Genomic DNA, 13,936 nt, shown 5'->3' with positions numbered 1-13,936 from the left:
AGACATCATCACATCCGTCATGCTAGGGGCTGTTGCCGTTTCCCGAGCAGGTCGCGCCGGATTTGCGCGCGTTCGGGGCAAGGAAGAGCGAGGAAGTGGACGTTGGTCCACGCCCGAGCGATGACACCGTCCCGGGCGCGCGCAAATCCGGCCCTTCGGGTTGGGTCTGGTAAGCCGCCAGCGGCCGCCGCGCGGCTTGACCCCTGCCTTCGCAGGGGCAGGCTCTGACGGCCAGTCAGGCGCTGCGCCGCGCAACGCCCACTGACGGCTTACCAGACCCAACGCGGCCTACTCGGGAAATGGAAACAGCCCCTTGGGCGCGCACCGCACAGAGAGCATCGGATGCATTCGCGGCCGCGGCTGCCATTGGGTATTGTGCGGACTGGTTCGCACAAGGGCACAGACATGAAACTGGCAAGCTTCGGCCTGGCGGTCTTCATCGGCGCGTTGCTGCCGTTGCAGGCGCTGATCAACGCATCGCTGGGTAAGCAGACCTTCGGCGCGGTGTTCGCCGCACTGGCGTCGTTTTCGATCGGCACGCTGGTGCTGCTGGCGTGGTGGCTGTTGTCGCGGCCGGGTTTCCAGTTCGAAGCGTTGGCGAAAGTGCCGTGGTGGGCATGGACCGGCGGCGCCATCGGCGCGGTCTATGTGGCCGCGGCGACGTTGCTGATTCCCCGCACCGGCGCCGCTTCGCTGATCTGCCTGATCGTGTTCGGCCAGCTGCTGGGTTCGCTGCTGCTGGATCACTACGGCGTGCTGCACGCACGGCAACCGGTGGACGCGATGCGGGTGATCGGGACGGTGCTGGTGGCGGCCGGTGCGCTGCTGGTGGTCCGGCCATGGCAGGCGGCGGCCGGTTGATGCGATGAGCAACTTGCTGTTGGGATTGCCGCCGCATATCGCGGCCGATTGCCGCGTCCTTGTCCTGGGCTCGATGCCCGGCGACGCATCGTTGTCGGTGCAGCAGTACTACGCGCATCCGCGCAACCGGTTCTGGCCGTTGCTGGCGCAGATCTGCCGCTTCGATCCGGCGCTGGCCTATCCGCAACGGTTGGCGGCGCTGCAGGCGGCCGGGTTCGGACTGTGGGACGTGATTGGCCAGTGCCGGCGCGCCGGCAGCCTGGACTCGGCCATCGTCCGCGGCAGCGAAGTGATCAATCCGATCGGCGCACGCCTGCCGGCATTGCCGCGGCTGCGCGCCATCGCACTGAACGGCGGCAAGGCCGCACAGGCATTCGCCAGGCACCTGCAACCGCAGTTGCCGGCGGACGCGCTGGCAGGCATCGACGTGTTTGCGCTGCCATCCACCAGTCCGGCCAATGCCGGCTTCAGCCTGGAGCGGCTGTGGCAACACTGGCGGGTGCTTGCCGACTATTGATTGCTTGCGGGTGTCGGCGAACCGGTCCGCAACCAGTGGCTTTTTCGGCGGGAGCGGCGGGTCGGCCGCTCCCGCACCATCTGCCGGTCGGAGCCGGCTCGATGGTCTACCCAAGCAACCGATCCTGGGACGGAAGTCATGCCCTCCTTCGGCACGGCACGTCGGCAGCGGGAAGATGGCATGCTGGCGTCCGTCCTTGTACCGGGAGCCGGGTCATGCGCCATCGCCTTTTCCGCCGCGCCGCCGTTGCCGCCGTTCCGCTGCTGCTGGCGGCGACCGCGCAGGCGCGCAATATCAGCTGCGACATCGAAAGCGACTACGATCTCACCATCAACGACAAGAGCGTCATCTTCACCCGCGACGGCGGCCAGCCGAAGTGGGTGGTGCTGCGACAGGGCAGGCTGTTCGTCGACGACCGCTGGGTGCAACTGGACGCCGCCGACCAGCGGCGTATCGCCGAGTTCGAGCGCGGCGCGCGCGCGGCCATGCCGCTGGCGCAGGAAATCGGCCGCGATGCCGCCGACATCGCTTTCACGGCACTGGGCGAAGTCGCGGCAGGGTTCAGCAGCCACCCGGACCGCACCCGCGCTTCGCTGGACAAGGCCCGCAAGACGGTGGATGCGCGGCTGGCCAGCTCGATTCGCGCCAATCGTTTCAGCAGCAAGGATCTGGGCGACGGCATCGGTGAGGCGGTGGCCGAAGTCGTGCCGCTGCTGATCGGCGACATCGTCGGCGGCGCGATCAGTGCCGCTTTCAGCGGCGACGCCGAGCGGCTCAAGAAGATGGAAAACCTGGACAAGGAAATCGAGGCGCGGGTCGAACCGCGCGCCAAGGCGCTGGAAAAGCGCGCCGAGCGCCTGTGCGAAGCGTTGTCGGGGCTTGATCGCCTGGACAATGCGCTGGCGTATCGTCTGCCCAACGGCGGCGCGCTGAACCTGCTGGAGAACAAGCCGGACGACCAAGACGCGCAGGACTAGGGCGCCGGACCAAAACGATACCAGTGCCCGATAGCATCGCTGGATCTGGCCGTTCTCCGCTCGCCCGTGGCCGTCAAGGTTGCGGGCGTTGTCGTTTTCAGCGAGCGATGTCCCGCGCCAGGACAAAAATAATTGCCGCCAGAGGTTGGCGCATAGCGCGCGTATGGCCACAATAGGGGTTCCCCTTATCGAATCGAATCGCTGGAGTTCCGAATGGCCGAAATCAAGGAAGCGCGTGTTCCCGACATCGGTGACTACAGCGACGTACCCGTCATCGAAGTGCTGGTCGCCGTCGGCGATACCGTCAGCAAGGACCAGGGCCTGATTACGCTGGAATCGGACAAGGCCACGCTGGAAGTGCCGGCGCCGTTCGCCGGCGTCGTCAAGGAACTGAAGGTCAAGCTGGGCGATGAACTTTCCGAAGGCGCGGTGGTTGCGCTGATCGAGACCGGCGAAGCCGCCGAAGCCAAGCCCGCCGCCGCGCCGGCGGCGCCAGCCGCACCGAAGCCCGAACCGGCGGCCCCCGCGGTCGAGCCCGACCGGGGAGTCGAGCCGGTGGCCGTCGCCGAACAGCCCGACAAGATCGCCCAGCGCGAAATCGAGCAGGCGCAGCCGGCCGCCTCGCGGGTGCTGGACAGCAAGCCCGGCATCGATCCGGAAGCCTCGCCGCCGCACAGCCCGCCGGTCGAATTCAACGCCGAGCGCGTGATGCCGGACAAGGTGCCGCACGCCAGCCCGGCGGTGCGGTTGTTCGCGCGCGAGCTGGGCGTGGACCTGAACCAGGTCAAGGGCAGCGAACGCGCCGGCCGCATCAGCAAGGAAGACGTGCAGCGCTACGTCAAGGCCGCGTTGGCCGGCGGTGCGGCGGCAGCAGCTTCGCCCGCTGCCGTTGCCGCGGGCGGAGGTCTCAATCTGTTGCCGTGGCCGAAGGTCGACTTCGCCAAGTTCGGCGAGATCGAAGTCAAGCCGCTGCCGCGCATCAAGAAGATCTCCGGCGCCAACCTGGCGCGCAACTGGGCGATGATTCCGCACGTCACCCAGCACGACAATGCCGACATCACCGATCTGGAAGCCTTGCGCGTGCAGCTCAACAAGGAAAACGAGAAGGCCGGCATCAAGCTGACCATGCTCGCGTTCCTGCTCAAGGCCAGCGTGGCGGCACTGAAGAAATTCCCCGACTTCAACGCCTCGCTGGACGCCGGCGGCGAGAACCTGACGCTGAAGAAGTACTTCCACATCGGCTTTGCCGCCGATACGCCCAACGGACTGGTAGTGCCGGTGATCCGCGATGTCGACAGGAAGGGCGTGATCGAACTGGCGCAGGAAACCGGCGAACTGGCCAAGAAAGCCCGCGACGGCAAGCTGGGGCCGGCGGAAATGTCCGGCGGCTGCTTCTCGATTTCCTCGCTGGGCGGCATCGGCGGCACCGCGTTCACCCCCATCGTCAATGCGCCGGAAGTGGCCATCCTGGGCGTGTCCAAATCGTCGATCCAGCCGGTCTGGGACGGCAAGCAGTTCGCCCCGCGCCTGTTGCTGCCGCTGTCGCTGAGCTACGACCACCGCGTCATCGATGGCGCCTCGGCCGCCCGTTTCACCGCTTATCTGGGCCAGGTGCTGGCCGATATGCGCCGCGTGCTGCTGTGAGGCGCCGCGTTGCCGCTGCGACCACGCTGCTGGCGGCAGCGGTACTGATCTCATCCGGCGCGCAGGCGCGCCAGTGCCAGGTCGATCTGGGCCGGGGCTGGCCGCCGGCCACCGACAACTACGGCAATGCGGTCGAGCAGCTGTTTCACGAGCAGGCGCAACCGGCGCTGTCGCTGGTCTGGCTGCCCAGCCGCGGCAAGGAAACCGGCCTCTCGCTGACCCCTGGCGTAGCCGGCGCGCAATGGATGCTGCGTCACAGCCAGGCCGAAGAACGCGTCTACAACTGGAGCAACAGCGGCAGTCGCGGCGGCGTCCAGCTGCGGGTCGAACAACCCGCACGGCAGCACGAAGCGCCTATCCCGGCGGAACTGGCCCAGCGGCTGGTCGCGCTGTGGCGGCAATCGCTGGAGCAGGCGGTGCCGGCGGAATTGGCGGCCGGCGTGCAGGAAGGCAATGTGCTTTCGTTCGTCGTCGACGGCGAGCGCTTCAGCGGCGCCATCCCCGGCTGCGGGCCGACCGAGCGCATGCTGGAGCAGGCCGCGCTGATGATCGAGGCCACGACGGACAAGCAAAGCAAGCGCGAGCGGCGCTGGCTCAAGCTGGAAGCGTCGCTGGAAAATTTGCAGCAATCGCTCGCCGACAGCAACGGCTGAGCGGCATCAGGAGAATCGAATGGCAGTGATAGAAGTCAAAGTCCCCGACATCGGCGATTACACCGATGTGCCCGTCATCGAAATCCTGGTCGCCGTCGGCGACACGGTGCAGAAGGATCAGGGCCTGGTGACGCTGGAATCGGACAAGGCCACGCTGGAAGTGCCTTCGTCTGTCGCGGGCGTGGTCAAGGAGCTGAAGGTCAAGCTGGGCGACACACTGTCCGAGGGCAGCGTGGTGGCGGTGCTGGAAAGCGAGGGCGCTGGCGCTGCGCCGGCGGCACCGGCCGCTCCCGCGCCGGCCGCGGCCGAAGCGGCCAAGCCGGCGCCGGTGACGCCTTCCCCGGCCGCGCCTGCCGCACCGCCCACCTCGGCGCCGAAGCCGGCGTTGGGCACCGGGAAAACCGCGGATATCGAATGCCGCATTGTCGTGCTGGGTTCCGGTCCCGGCGGCTATACCGCCGCGTTCCGCGCCGCCGATCTGGGCCTGGACACGGTGCTGGTGGAACGTTACGACACGCTGGGCGGGGTCTGCCTCAACGTCGGCTGCATTCCGTCCAAGGCGCTGCTGCATGCGGCGGCGTTGATCGAAGAAGCATCGCATTCGGCCGACATCGGCGTGGACTTCGGCAAGCCGAAGATCGATCTGGACAAGCTGCGCGATTTCAAGCAGAACAAGGTGGTTGGCCAGTTCACCAAGGGCCTGGCCGGCATGGCCAAGCAGCGCAAGGTGCGCACCGTGCAGGGCGTGGGCAAGTTCGTTTCGCCCAATGAGCTGGAAATCGCCGGTGCCGACGGCAAGACCCAGCTGCTGCGTTTCGAGCAATGCATCATCGCCGCCGGCAGCCAGGCGGTGAAACTGCCGAATTTCCCGTGGGACGATCCGCGGGTGATGGATTCGACCGACGCGCTGCAACTGCAGGACGTACCCAAGAAGCTGCTGGTGGTCGGCGGCGGCATCATCGGCCTGGAAATGGCCACCGTGTACCGCGCGCTGGGCAGCGAAGTGACCGTGGTCGAATTCATGGATCAGCTGATGCCGGGCGCCGACAAGGACCTGGTCAAACCGCTGGCCGACCGGCTGAAGAAGCAGGGCGTGGCCGTGCACCTGAAGACCAAGGCGGCCAAGGTGGAGGCATCGAAGAAGGGCATCGCGGTGTCGTTCGAAAGCGCGACCGAAGGTCAGAAGCCGGAACTGGAATCGGGTACCTGGGATCGCGTGCTGGTCGCGGTCGGGCGCTCTCCCAATGGCGGCAAGCTGGACGCCGACAAGGCCGGCGTGCAGGTGACCGACCGCGGTTTCATCCCGGTGGATCTGCAGATGCGCACCAACGTGCCGCACATCTTCGCCATCGGCGATCTGGTCGGCCAGCCGATGCTGGCGCACAAGGCCACCCACGAGGGCAAACTGGCGGCGGAAGTGGCGGCCGGGGAAAAGAAGGAATGGGTGGCGCGGGTGATCCCGTCGGTGGCCTATACCGATCCGGAAATCGCCTGGGTCGGGGTGACCGAGAACGAAGCCAAGGCCAAGGGCCTGAAGGTGGGCGTCGGCAAGTTCCCATGGGTGGCTTCGGCGCGCGCGGTCGGCATCGGCCGCGGCGAAGGCTTCACCAAGCTGATCTTCGACGAAGCCAGCCACCGCATCATCGGCGGCGCCATCGTCGGCGTGCACGCCGGCGATCTGATCAGCGAGATCGCGCTGGCCATCGAAATGGGCGCCGAAGCCGAGGACATCGGCCACACCATCCACCCGCATCCCACCCTCAGCGAATCGGTCGGCATGGCCGCCGAAGTCTACGACGGCACCATCACCGATCTGTATATCCCGAAGAAGAAATAAGTCTGCAGCGTAGCGCTGCAGGTGCTGTTATGACACCGGCCCGCATTGCGGGCCGGTGTCGTTTGTGGGGGCATATAGCGCTTCCATGTCGTGTAGGAGCGACGCAAGTCGCGACGGGGCTTTACCGGTAGAGTCTCATCGCGACTTGCGCCGCTCCCACAAGTATTGCCATTCCTTTTGCCTCACAACATCACCGCCGCGGCGGTCTGCTGAGCGCGCTGGGCCCGCCGCTGCTCGATCCGCTTCCACACCTTTTCGTGGAAATGGAATACCACCGTGTTGCAGGCCGGTTCCACCAGCGCCAGCGCGCCGCCGACCAGCCAGCTGCCGGTGAACAGCCAGCCCAGCAGAAAGGCGACCGTGAAGTGCAGTGCGGCAAAGCTGAGGGTCTTGTTCACGGCAGGACATCAAATGAGAGTTGTTCTCATTATGGGGATGGTCGGCCCCGAGTCCAATGCAAGTTTTCGGGCCAATCAATAGGTGTTGGCTATCGCTTCGGGCCGCAACCATAGCGGCAGCCCGAAGCGGGGGCTGGGCCTGGGAGGCTCAGAATGCCAGCGTGATGCCGGCCACCGGGCCCTTGAAGCGCTGATCCAGGCCCAGCAGGCCGTCGCTGCCGCTGCGTTCGACATCCAGCTTGAACCAGTCATAGCCGACGAAGGCGCCAAACCGGGGCGTGAAGCGGTACTCGGCAATCGCATTGGCGCGGGTGATATCGCCCTGGTAATCGCCGAAGTCGCCCCAGTCCGCATCCAGGTACTGGCCTTGCAGATTGAACAGCCACCGCTCGTTCGGAGTGGCGGTAAGGCGCACACCGACCACCGGCGCATAACCGTCGTCGCTGGAGCGCGCCTGGTAGCGGTCATCGCCGGCCTCGGCATAGACGCGGCCTTCCAGCTTGGCCCATTCGGCGCCGATCTGCAGGCCCAGGTTGAAGGTCGGCGTATCGACCACCGCAAAGTCGTACATCAGGCTGGCCAGTTGGAACTTGACCTTGCCCTTGGCGAAGCTGCCGGCGGGAATGGTGACGCCGTCGTAGGAAAGGTCGCTGCCCAGCGTGGCCCGTTGATCCTTGTCGTACTGGAAGTAGTCGAAGATCAGCCGGTTGCGCTGCCCGAAACGGAAAACGCCGTCCACGCGCGGCACCACTTCCTTGCTGCCGAAATCGAAATCCTCGGAAAAGCTGAAATCTTCGCCGGCAAATCCGGTGACGCCGCTGAGTTCGCCTTGTGCGTCGACATTCATTGCGCCCAGGCGCAGGGTGAAACGATCGTCCTGCTGGGCTTGCGCAGGTATCGCAATCGATGCCGCCAGGCCGGCGATGACGGAAAAAAACAAACGCATCGTGTGCATCTCCTTGTTTTGATGGCGGCAGCCCGCGAGCGATGTGCCGGGAATGCCGCAAACGGTAAGTGCGATTACCGTGCGGGACTTCCGGTGGAGATGAAGTGAACACGCGACGCGCATTGCGGTAGCCGATGCTGTCGGTGGCGCGACCTGGCGAACCGCAACGACTCGCCGCTTCCCGCCCCGAGGCGCGCAACGCGCCGGGAAGCGAACGATTACCTGGCAGGTAATTCCGCGGCCGTGCAGCCGCGGCGATCATGGCGGCCGGTGAAGGCGAACCGGCCATTGCGCAGGAGACCCAGCATGGCGAGCCATGAAAGCGAGCGTCACGTCATGATCGTGGCGGAAAGAACGAAGCCCCGGGCAGGGCCGCGGGGCTTCGGGAGGTCTGCAACGGAGCATCGGACGAGGAAGTTGATGGCAGACCTTGCAGAAACTGACAGGGCGGATTCGTCAAAGTTCCGGAAAATTCCCGATAAAAAAATGAACAGGGAAAACGCGTGCCCAGCCGGGCCGTCGAGCCTGTCCTTGCGACATCCTGGCCCCGGCGGGTGGCCGGATCCCGGTTTCTGCGACCTTTGGCGGTTGTCGCTGAAAACGGCGCCCTGCTATACTTTTGCGGCTCGGCGAGGCGCTTTCGGGCCTTGTACCCCGCCATTCCCAGGACTTACGTGTGCTGAATTCCGTCGCTGTGGGCCGGCGGCTGGCATTGCGCGCCGCAGCCTACCAGCTGCTGGCGGTGGGGCTGGTCGCGGCGCTGTTCCTGCTCCGGGGGCTGCCCCAGGCGCTGGCGGCGGCGCTGGGAGGCCTGGCGATGCTGGCCGGTGGCCTGGTGGCCGCCAGGCTGGCATTGGGGGGCGGGGTGATTCCCGCCGGTGCCGCCATGCTGCGGCTGCTGGCGGGCGTGGTTCTGAAATGGGCGGTGGTGTTTGCCGTGCTGTTGGTCGGCCTGGGGGCCTGGAAACTGCCGCCCCTGCCGCTGATGGCCGGCCTGCTCACCGGTCTTGCGGCACAGGTGCTGGCTGCGGCCAGGCGACAATAATTTCCTACTAACGAAGGTTCAGGACACATGGCGGGCGAGGCGGAACTGACTCCCACCAGCTACATCCAGCACCACCTCCACAACCTGACGTTCCAGGTGCAGGAAGGCGGTTTCTGGGCGATCCACGTGGACACCATCGTCACCTCGGTGCTGATGGGCCTGCTGGTCGTTTTCGGCTTCTGGCTGGCGACCCGCAAGGCCACCGCCGGGGTACCGGGCAAGTGGCAGGCCTTCGTCGAAATCCTGCTGGAATTCGTCGACAAGCAGGCCCGCGACACCTACCACGGGACCAGCAAACTGGTGACGCCGATCGCGATCACCTTGTTCTTCTGGATCCTGATGATGAACCTGCTGAAGATGATTCCGGCGGACTTCATCGCCCTGCCGCTGGAACTCATCGGCGTGCCGTACTGGAAGCCGGTGCCCACCGCCGACGTGAATGCCACGCTGGGCATGTCGATCAGCGTGTTCTTCCTGATGTTCTTCTTCGCGCTGCGTTCCAAGGGCCTGGGCGGTTTCGCCAAGGAATTCCTGACCGCGCCGTTCGGCAAGTGGATGCTGCCGTTCAACCTGATCCTGAACATCGTCGAGTGGCTGAGCAAGCCGATTTCGCTGGCGATGCGACTGTTCGGCAACATGTTCGGCGGCGAAATCGTGTTCCTGCTGATCTGGGTCCTGGGCGGCGCCGGCATCGTCGGCGCGCTGGCCGGCGGCGCGTTCGGCCTGGGCTGGATGCTGTTCCACCTGCTGGTCATCCCGCTGCAGGCGTTCATCTTCATGATGCTGTCGATCGTCTACCTGAGCCTGTCGGAAGACAGCCACTAAAGTTTCCGTTTCACCTTGTCCTACCCTTCAACATTCAATCCTTAAGCAATTCGTTCCGGAGAAAACCATGGAAATCGCACTGACCACCCTCGCTCAAGTCCAGGCTTCGACCGTTCTGGCCATCGGCATCATGATTGGCCTGGCCGCGCTGGGCGCCGGTCTGGGTCTGGCCATCATGGCCGGCAAGTTCCTGGAATCGGCCGCGCGCCAGCCGGAACTGATCCCGGTGCTGCAGGTCCGCATGTTCATCACCGCCGGCCTGATCGACGCCGCGTTCATCATCAGCGTCGCCGTCGGCCTGCTGTTCGCCTTCGCCAGCCCGTTCGTTGCTCCGTTCCTGGCGCAGCTGGGCGGCTGATGAAGCCTCGCGGAAGGGTCGCCATCGGCTGACCCTTCCCGGAGACGGAAGGGAGGGGCGCCGCATGCGCCCGTCCCTGGCAGCACCACACGTAGAGCGAATCCCATGAACATCGGTCTGACTCTTATCGCCCAGGCGCTGGCTTTTGCCGGTTTGATCTGGATTATCGCGACCAAAATCTGGCCGCCGCTGCTGAACGCCATCGAAGAGCGCCAGCAGAAAATCGCCGAAGGCCTGGCCGCTGCCGATCGCAGCCAGAAGGATCTGGCGCAGGCGCAGGAAAAGGTCAACGAGGCGTTGAAAGAGGCGCGCGCCAAGGCCAACGAAATCATCGATCAGGCGCATCTGCGCGCCAACCAGATCATCGATGCGGCCAAGAACGACGCCATCGCCGAAGCCAATCGCCAGAAGGCGCTGGCCGAAGCCGAGATCGAAGCCTCGACCACCCGCGCCCGCGAAGATCTGCGCAAGCAGGTGTCGGCGCTGGCGGTCAGCGGCGCCGAGAAGCTGCTCAAGCGCGAAATCGACGCCAACGCCCACAAGGCGCTGCTCGACGAGCTGGCCGCAGAGATCTGATCGATGAGCCAGGCCCTCACCGTTGCACGTCCCTACGCCCGCGCCGCCTTCGCGGTTGCGCGCGATGAAGGCAGCTTCGCCGCGTGGTCGGATGCGCTGGGCTTCGCCGCACAGGCCGCGGCCGACCCGCGCGTGGCCGCGCTGCTGCCCAATCCGCAACTGGCCCAGGCCGATGCGGTGGCGCTGCTGGCGCCGGCGGGCGCCAGCGAATCGTTCACCCGCTTCCTGACCGTGCTGGCCGACGGCCGCCGCCTGTCGCAGCTGCCGGAAATCGCCGGCCTCTACGAAGATCTGCGCGCCGAATCCGAGCGCCTGGTCAAGGCCAGGATCATTTCGGCCACGGCATTGCCGGCGGGCGAACTGGAGGCCATCAAGGCGGCGCTGAAAAAGCGCTTCGGCCGCGAAGTCGAGATCGACACCGCGATCGACGAGTCGCTGATCGGCGGCGCGGTGATCGATGCCGGCGAGGTGGTCATCGACGGCTCGTTGAAGGGCAAGTTGAACCGGCTGCAGACGGCGCTGGCGAATTGATGAAGCGGGGAATAGGGAATAGGGAATAGGGAATCGTAGAGGCACGGCATGCCGCTTTGACCATTCTCCATTCTCGATTCTCCATTCCCGAAAGACCTTTAAAGAATCCGCGCGCCGCAGGTTGCGGCGCACGAAACAGGAACCAGACAAATGGCTACCACGCTCAACCCCTCTGAAATCAGCGAACTGATCAAGACCCGCATCGAGAAGGTCAAGCTGGCTGCGGAAGCGCGCAACGAAGGCACCGTGACCAGCGTGTCCGACGGCATCGTGCGCATCTTCGGCCTGGCTGACGTGATGCAGGGCGAAATGATCGAACTGCCCAACGACACCTATGCGCTGGCGCTGAACCTGGAGCGCGACTCGGTGGGCGCCGTGGTGCTGGGCGACTACGAGCACCTGCGCGAAGGCGACGTGGCCAAGACCACCGGCCGCATCCTGGAAGTGCCGGTCGGCAACGAGCTGCTGGGCCGCGTGGTCAACGCGCTGGGCGAGCCGATCGACGGCAAGGGTCCGATCGACGCCAAGCTGACCGCGCCGGTGGAGCGCGTGGCCCCGGGCGTGATCTGGCGCAAGTCGGTCGACCAGCCGGTGCAGACCGGCTACAAGTCGGTCGACGCGATGATCCCGATCGGCCGCGGCCAGCGCGAGCTGATCATCGGCGACCGCCAGACCGGCAAGACCGCACTGGCCATCGACGCCATCATCAACCAGAAGGGCACCGGCATTAAGTGCGTGTACGTGGCGATCGGCCAGAAGGCTTCGTCCGTCGCCAACGTGGTGCGCAAGCTGGAAGAGAACGGCGCCCTGGCGCACACGATAGTGGTCGCCGCCACCGCCTCCGAATCGGCGGCGATGCAGTACATCTCCGCGTACTCGGGCTGCACCATGGGCGAGTACTTCCTGGACCGCGGCGAAGACGCGCTGATCGTCTACGACGATCTGTCCAAGCAGGCCGTGGCCTACCGCCAGATCTCGCTGCTGCTCAAGCGCCCGCCGGGCCGCGAAGCCTACCCGGGCGACGTGTTTTACCTGCACTCCCGCCTGCTGGAGCGCGCCGCGCGCGTGTCCGAGGAGTACGTGGAGAAGACCACCAATGGCCAGGTGAAGGGCAAGACCGGTTCGCTGACCGCGCTGCCGATCATCGAAACCCAGGCCGGCGACGTGTCCGCGTTCGTGCCGACCAACGTGATCTCGATCACCGACGGCCAGATCTTCCTGGAAACCGACCTGTTCAACGCCGGCATCCGCCCGGCCGTGAACGCCGGCATCTCGGTGTCGCGCGTCGGCGGCGCCGCCCAGACCAAGATCATCAAGAAGCTCTCCGGCGGCATCCGCATCTCGCTGGCGCAGTACCGCGAGCTGGCGGCGTTCGCGCAGTTCGCCTCGGACCTGGACGAAGCCACCCGCAAGCAGCTCGAACGCGGCCAGCGCGTGACCGAACTGATGAAGCAGAAGCAGTACGCGCCGATGTCCATCGCCAACCAGGCGCTGTCGATCTACGCGGTCAACGAGGGCTATCTGGACGACGTACCGGTCAACAAGATCCTGGCCTTCGAGGAAGGCTTGCACGCCCATTTCGCCAACACCCAGGGCGCGCTGATCGAGAAGATCAATGCCACCGGCGGCTGGGACAACGACATCGAAGCCGCCTTCAAGAACGGCATCGAAGAGTTCAAGCAGACTGGTAGCTGGTAAAAGGCGCCGGGACTCGGGATTCGGGACTCGGGACTCGCGCAAGCGGGATCCTGAAGATCCGAAACCCCTGTACCGGAAACGAGCAACAAAGGCGATTCGTGAGCGGGCTCTTCCGAGTCCCGAGTCCCGAGTCCCGAGCCCCGGATTAAAGAGATGGCAGGCGGACGCGAAATCAAAACCAAGATCAAGAGCGTGCAGAACACCCGCAAGGTGACGCGCGCGCTGGAGATGGTCTCGGCCTCCAAGATCCGCAAGGCGCAGGAGCGGATGAAGACCTCGCGCCCGTATGCGCGCGCGATGAAACAGGTGATCGGCCATCTGGCCCAGGCCCATACCGATTACCAGCATCCGTTCATGGTCGAGCGCCAGGACGTCAAGCGCGTCGGCTACATCATCATCTCTTCCGATCGCGGCCTGGCCGGCGGCCTGAACAACAACCTGTTCCGCAAGACGCTGGGCGAAGTGCGCGGCTGGCAGGACAAAGGCGCCGAAATCGACGTGGTCACCATCGGCCAGAAGGCCTCGGTGTTCTTCCGCCGGATCAAGGTCAACATGCTGGCCAGCGTTTCGCACCTGGGCGACGACCCCAAGCTGGACCAGCTGATCGGCGTGATCAAGGTGATGCTGGATGCCTACACCGAGGGCAAGCTGGACCGCGTGTATCTGGTCTATAACGACTTCGTCAACACGATGACCCAGCGAGCCGCCTTCGACCAGTTGCTGCCGCTGCCGGCCGCTGGGACCCAGGTCGCGCGCCACGACTGGGACTACATCTACGAACCCGATGCCGCGACCGTGCTTGAGCATGTGATCACGCGCTACATCGAATCGCTGGTGTACCAGGCGGTGCTGGAGAACATCGCGTCCGAGCACGCGGCGCGCATGGTGGCCATGAAGGCCGCCAGCGACAACGCCAGCAAGCTGATCGACACGTTGCAACTGGTCTACAACAAGGCCCGGCAGGCGGCGATCACCCAGGAAATCTCAGAAATCGTCGGCGGCGCGGCGGCGGTCTGAGGAGCGACAAAGGGTAAAGAGTGAACCGTAAAGAGTGAGAACCGGAGCCAGGT

General features: G+C 65.3%; 15 protein-coding genes. 13 read left to right on the top strand and 2 right to left on the bottom strand.

Going from position 1 to position 13,936, the window contains the following annotated elements; translation table 11 throughout:
- Positions 1–405 precede the first annotated feature (405 nt).
- The 6 genes from CRO39_RS15520 (at position 406) to lpdA (ending at position 6,489) form a co-directional block, all read left to right on the top strand.
- Positions 406–861, top strand: a complete 456-nt coding sequence (locus CRO39_RS15520) for a DMT family transporter (protein ID WP_162125733.1) — start codon at positions 406–408, stop codon at positions 859–861.
- Between the two features lie 4 nt (positions 862–865).
- Complete coding sequence (locus CRO39_RS15515) at positions 866–1,378, top strand: DNA-deoxyinosine glycosylase (protein WP_097122868.1); 513 nt, start codon at positions 866–868, stop codon at positions 1,376–1,378.
- 215 nt (positions 1,379–1,593) lie between these two features.
- Positions 1,594–2,355: a DUF2884 family protein gene (locus CRO39_RS15510; RefSeq protein WP_097122867.1), complete on the top strand. Its 762-nt coding sequence runs from the start codon at positions 1,594–1,596 to the stop codon at positions 2,353–2,355.
- A gap of 213 nt (positions 2,356–2,568) precedes the next feature.
- The gene (locus tag CRO39_RS15505; RefSeq protein WP_097122866.1) at positions 2,569–3,999 is read left to right on the top strand and encodes a dihydrolipoyllysine-residue acetyltransferase; all 1,431 of its coding nucleotides are present in this window, start codon (positions 2,569–2,571) and stop codon (positions 3,997–3,999) included.
- Positions 3,996–4,652 (top strand): hypothetical protein, encoded by a 657-nt coding sequence (locus CRO39_RS15500; RefSeq protein WP_238394567.1) that lies wholly within the window; start codon positions 3,996–3,998, stop codon positions 4,650–4,652. Before CRO39_RS15505 ends, CRO39_RS15500 begins: the two co-directional genes overlap by 4 nt.
- Before the next feature lie 19 nt (positions 4,653–4,671).
- A complete protein-coding gene (gene lpdA / locus CRO39_RS15495) occupies positions 4,672–6,489 on the top strand; it encodes a dihydrolipoyl dehydrogenase (protein WP_097122865.1) in 1,818 nt (605 codons plus the stop codon).
- A gap of 182 nt (positions 6,490–6,671) precedes the next feature.
- On the opposite strand, the gene CRO39_RS15490 is transcribed toward lpdA, so the two are convergent.
- Both CRO39_RS15490 and CRO39_RS15485 read right to left on the bottom strand, forming a co-directional pair.
- The gene (locus CRO39_RS15490; RefSeq protein WP_097122864.1) at positions 6,672–6,887 is read right to left on the bottom strand and encodes a DUF2061 domain-containing protein; all 216 of its coding nucleotides are present in this window, start codon (positions 6,885–6,887) and stop codon (positions 6,672–6,674) included.
- Between the two features lie 148 nt (positions 6,888–7,035).
- A complete protein-coding gene (locus CRO39_RS15485) occupies positions 7,036–7,833 on the bottom strand; it encodes a hypothetical protein (protein WP_097122998.1) in 798 nt (265 codons plus the stop codon).
- 676 nt (positions 7,834–8,509) lie between these two features.
- On the opposite strand from CRO39_RS15485, the gene CRO39_RS15480 reads away from it, so the two are divergent.
- The 7 genes from CRO39_RS15480 (at position 8,510) to atpG (ending at position 13,883) form a co-directional block, all read left to right on the top strand.
- The gene (locus CRO39_RS15480) at positions 8,510–8,878 is read left to right on the top strand and encodes a hypothetical protein (protein WP_097122863.1); all 369 of its coding nucleotides are present in this window, start codon (positions 8,510–8,512) and stop codon (positions 8,876–8,878) included.
- 27 nt (positions 8,879–8,905) lie between these two features.
- Positions 8,906–9,703 (top strand): F0F1 ATP synthase subunit A, encoded by a 798-nt coding sequence (gene atpB / locus CRO39_RS15475; protein ID WP_097122862.1) that lies wholly within the window; start codon positions 8,906–8,908, stop codon positions 9,701–9,703.
- 67 nt (positions 9,704–9,770) lie between these two features.
- Positions 9,771–10,061: a F0F1 ATP synthase subunit C gene (atpE, locus tag CRO39_RS15470; protein WP_097122861.1), complete on the top strand. Its 291-nt coding sequence runs from the start codon at positions 9,771–9,773 to the stop codon at positions 10,059–10,061.
- Between the two features lie 105 nt (positions 10,062–10,166).
- Complete coding sequence (locus CRO39_RS15465) at positions 10,167–10,637, top strand: F0F1 ATP synthase subunit B (RefSeq protein ID WP_097122860.1); 471 nt, start codon at positions 10,167–10,169, stop codon at positions 10,635–10,637.
- Between the two features lie 3 nt (positions 10,638–10,640).
- Positions 10,641–11,168 carry a F0F1 ATP synthase subunit delta gene (locus CRO39_RS15460; protein ID WP_097122859.1) on the top strand — a complete coding sequence of 176 codons (528 nt, stop codon included), beginning with the start codon at positions 10,641–10,643 and terminating at the stop codon, positions 11,166–11,168.
- A gap of 150 nt (positions 11,169–11,318) precedes the next feature.
- Complete coding sequence (atpA, locus tag CRO39_RS15455) at positions 11,319–12,866, top strand: F0F1 ATP synthase subunit alpha (protein ID WP_097122858.1); 1,548 nt, start codon at positions 11,319–11,321, stop codon at positions 12,864–12,866.
- Between the two features lie 153 nt (positions 12,867–13,019).
- Positions 13,020–13,883, top strand: coding sequence for a F0F1 ATP synthase subunit gamma (atpG, locus tag CRO39_RS15450; protein ID WP_097122857.1), 864 nt, complete (start codon positions 13,020–13,022; stop codon positions 13,881–13,883).
- The last annotated feature ends 53 nt before the right edge of the window (positions 13,884–13,936 follow it).

The organism is Pseudoxanthomonas wuyuanensis (assembly GCF_900215535.1).
In the GTDB taxonomy this organism is placed as follows: domain Bacteria; phylum Pseudomonadota; class Gammaproteobacteria; order Xanthomonadales; family Xanthomonadaceae; genus Pseudoxanthomonas_A; species Pseudoxanthomonas_A wuyuanensis.
Note: the sequence above shows the minus strand (reverse complement) of the source record. Positions and strands in the feature narration are given on the sequence as shown.

Coding starts and splice junctions, on each gene's coding strand:
- CRO39_RS15520 (WP_162125733.1), top strand. CDS start 406: ATGAAACTGGCAAGCTTCGGCCTGGCGGTCTTCATCGGCGCGTTGCTG.
- CRO39_RS15515 (WP_097122868.1), top strand. CDS start 866: ATGAGCAACTTGCTGTTGGGATTGCCGCCGCATATCGCGGCCGATTGC.
- CRO39_RS15510 (WP_097122867.1), top strand. CDS start 1,594: ATGCGCCATCGCCTTTTCCGCCGCGCCGCCGTTGCCGCCGTTCCGCTG.
- CRO39_RS15505 (WP_097122866.1), top strand. CDS start 2,569: ATGGCCGAAATCAAGGAAGCGCGTGTTCCCGACATCGGTGACTACAGC.
- lpdA (WP_097122865.1), top strand. CDS start 4,672: ATGGCAGTGATAGAAGTCAAAGTCCCCGACATCGGCGATTACACCGAT.
- CRO39_RS15485 (WP_097122998.1), bottom strand. CDS start 7,833: ATGCGTTTGTTTTTTTCCGTCATCGCCGGCCTGGCGGCATCGATTGCG.
- atpB (WP_097122862.1), top strand. CDS start 8,906: ATGGCGGGCGAGGCGGAACTGACTCCCACCAGCTACATCCAGCACCAC.
- atpE (WP_097122861.1), top strand. CDS start 9,771: ATGGAAATCGCACTGACCACCCTCGCTCAAGTCCAGGCTTCGACCGTT.
- CRO39_RS15465 (WP_097122860.1), top strand. CDS start 10,167: ATGAACATCGGTCTGACTCTTATCGCCCAGGCGCTGGCTTTTGCCGGT.
- CRO39_RS15460 (WP_097122859.1), top strand. CDS start 10,641: ATGAGCCAGGCCCTCACCGTTGCACGTCCCTACGCCCGCGCCGCCTTC.
- atpA (WP_097122858.1), top strand. CDS start 11,319: ATGGCTACCACGCTCAACCCCTCTGAAATCAGCGAACTGATCAAGACC.
- atpG (WP_097122857.1), top strand. CDS start 13,020: ATGGCAGGCGGACGCGAAATCAAAACCAAGATCAAGAGCGTGCAGAAC.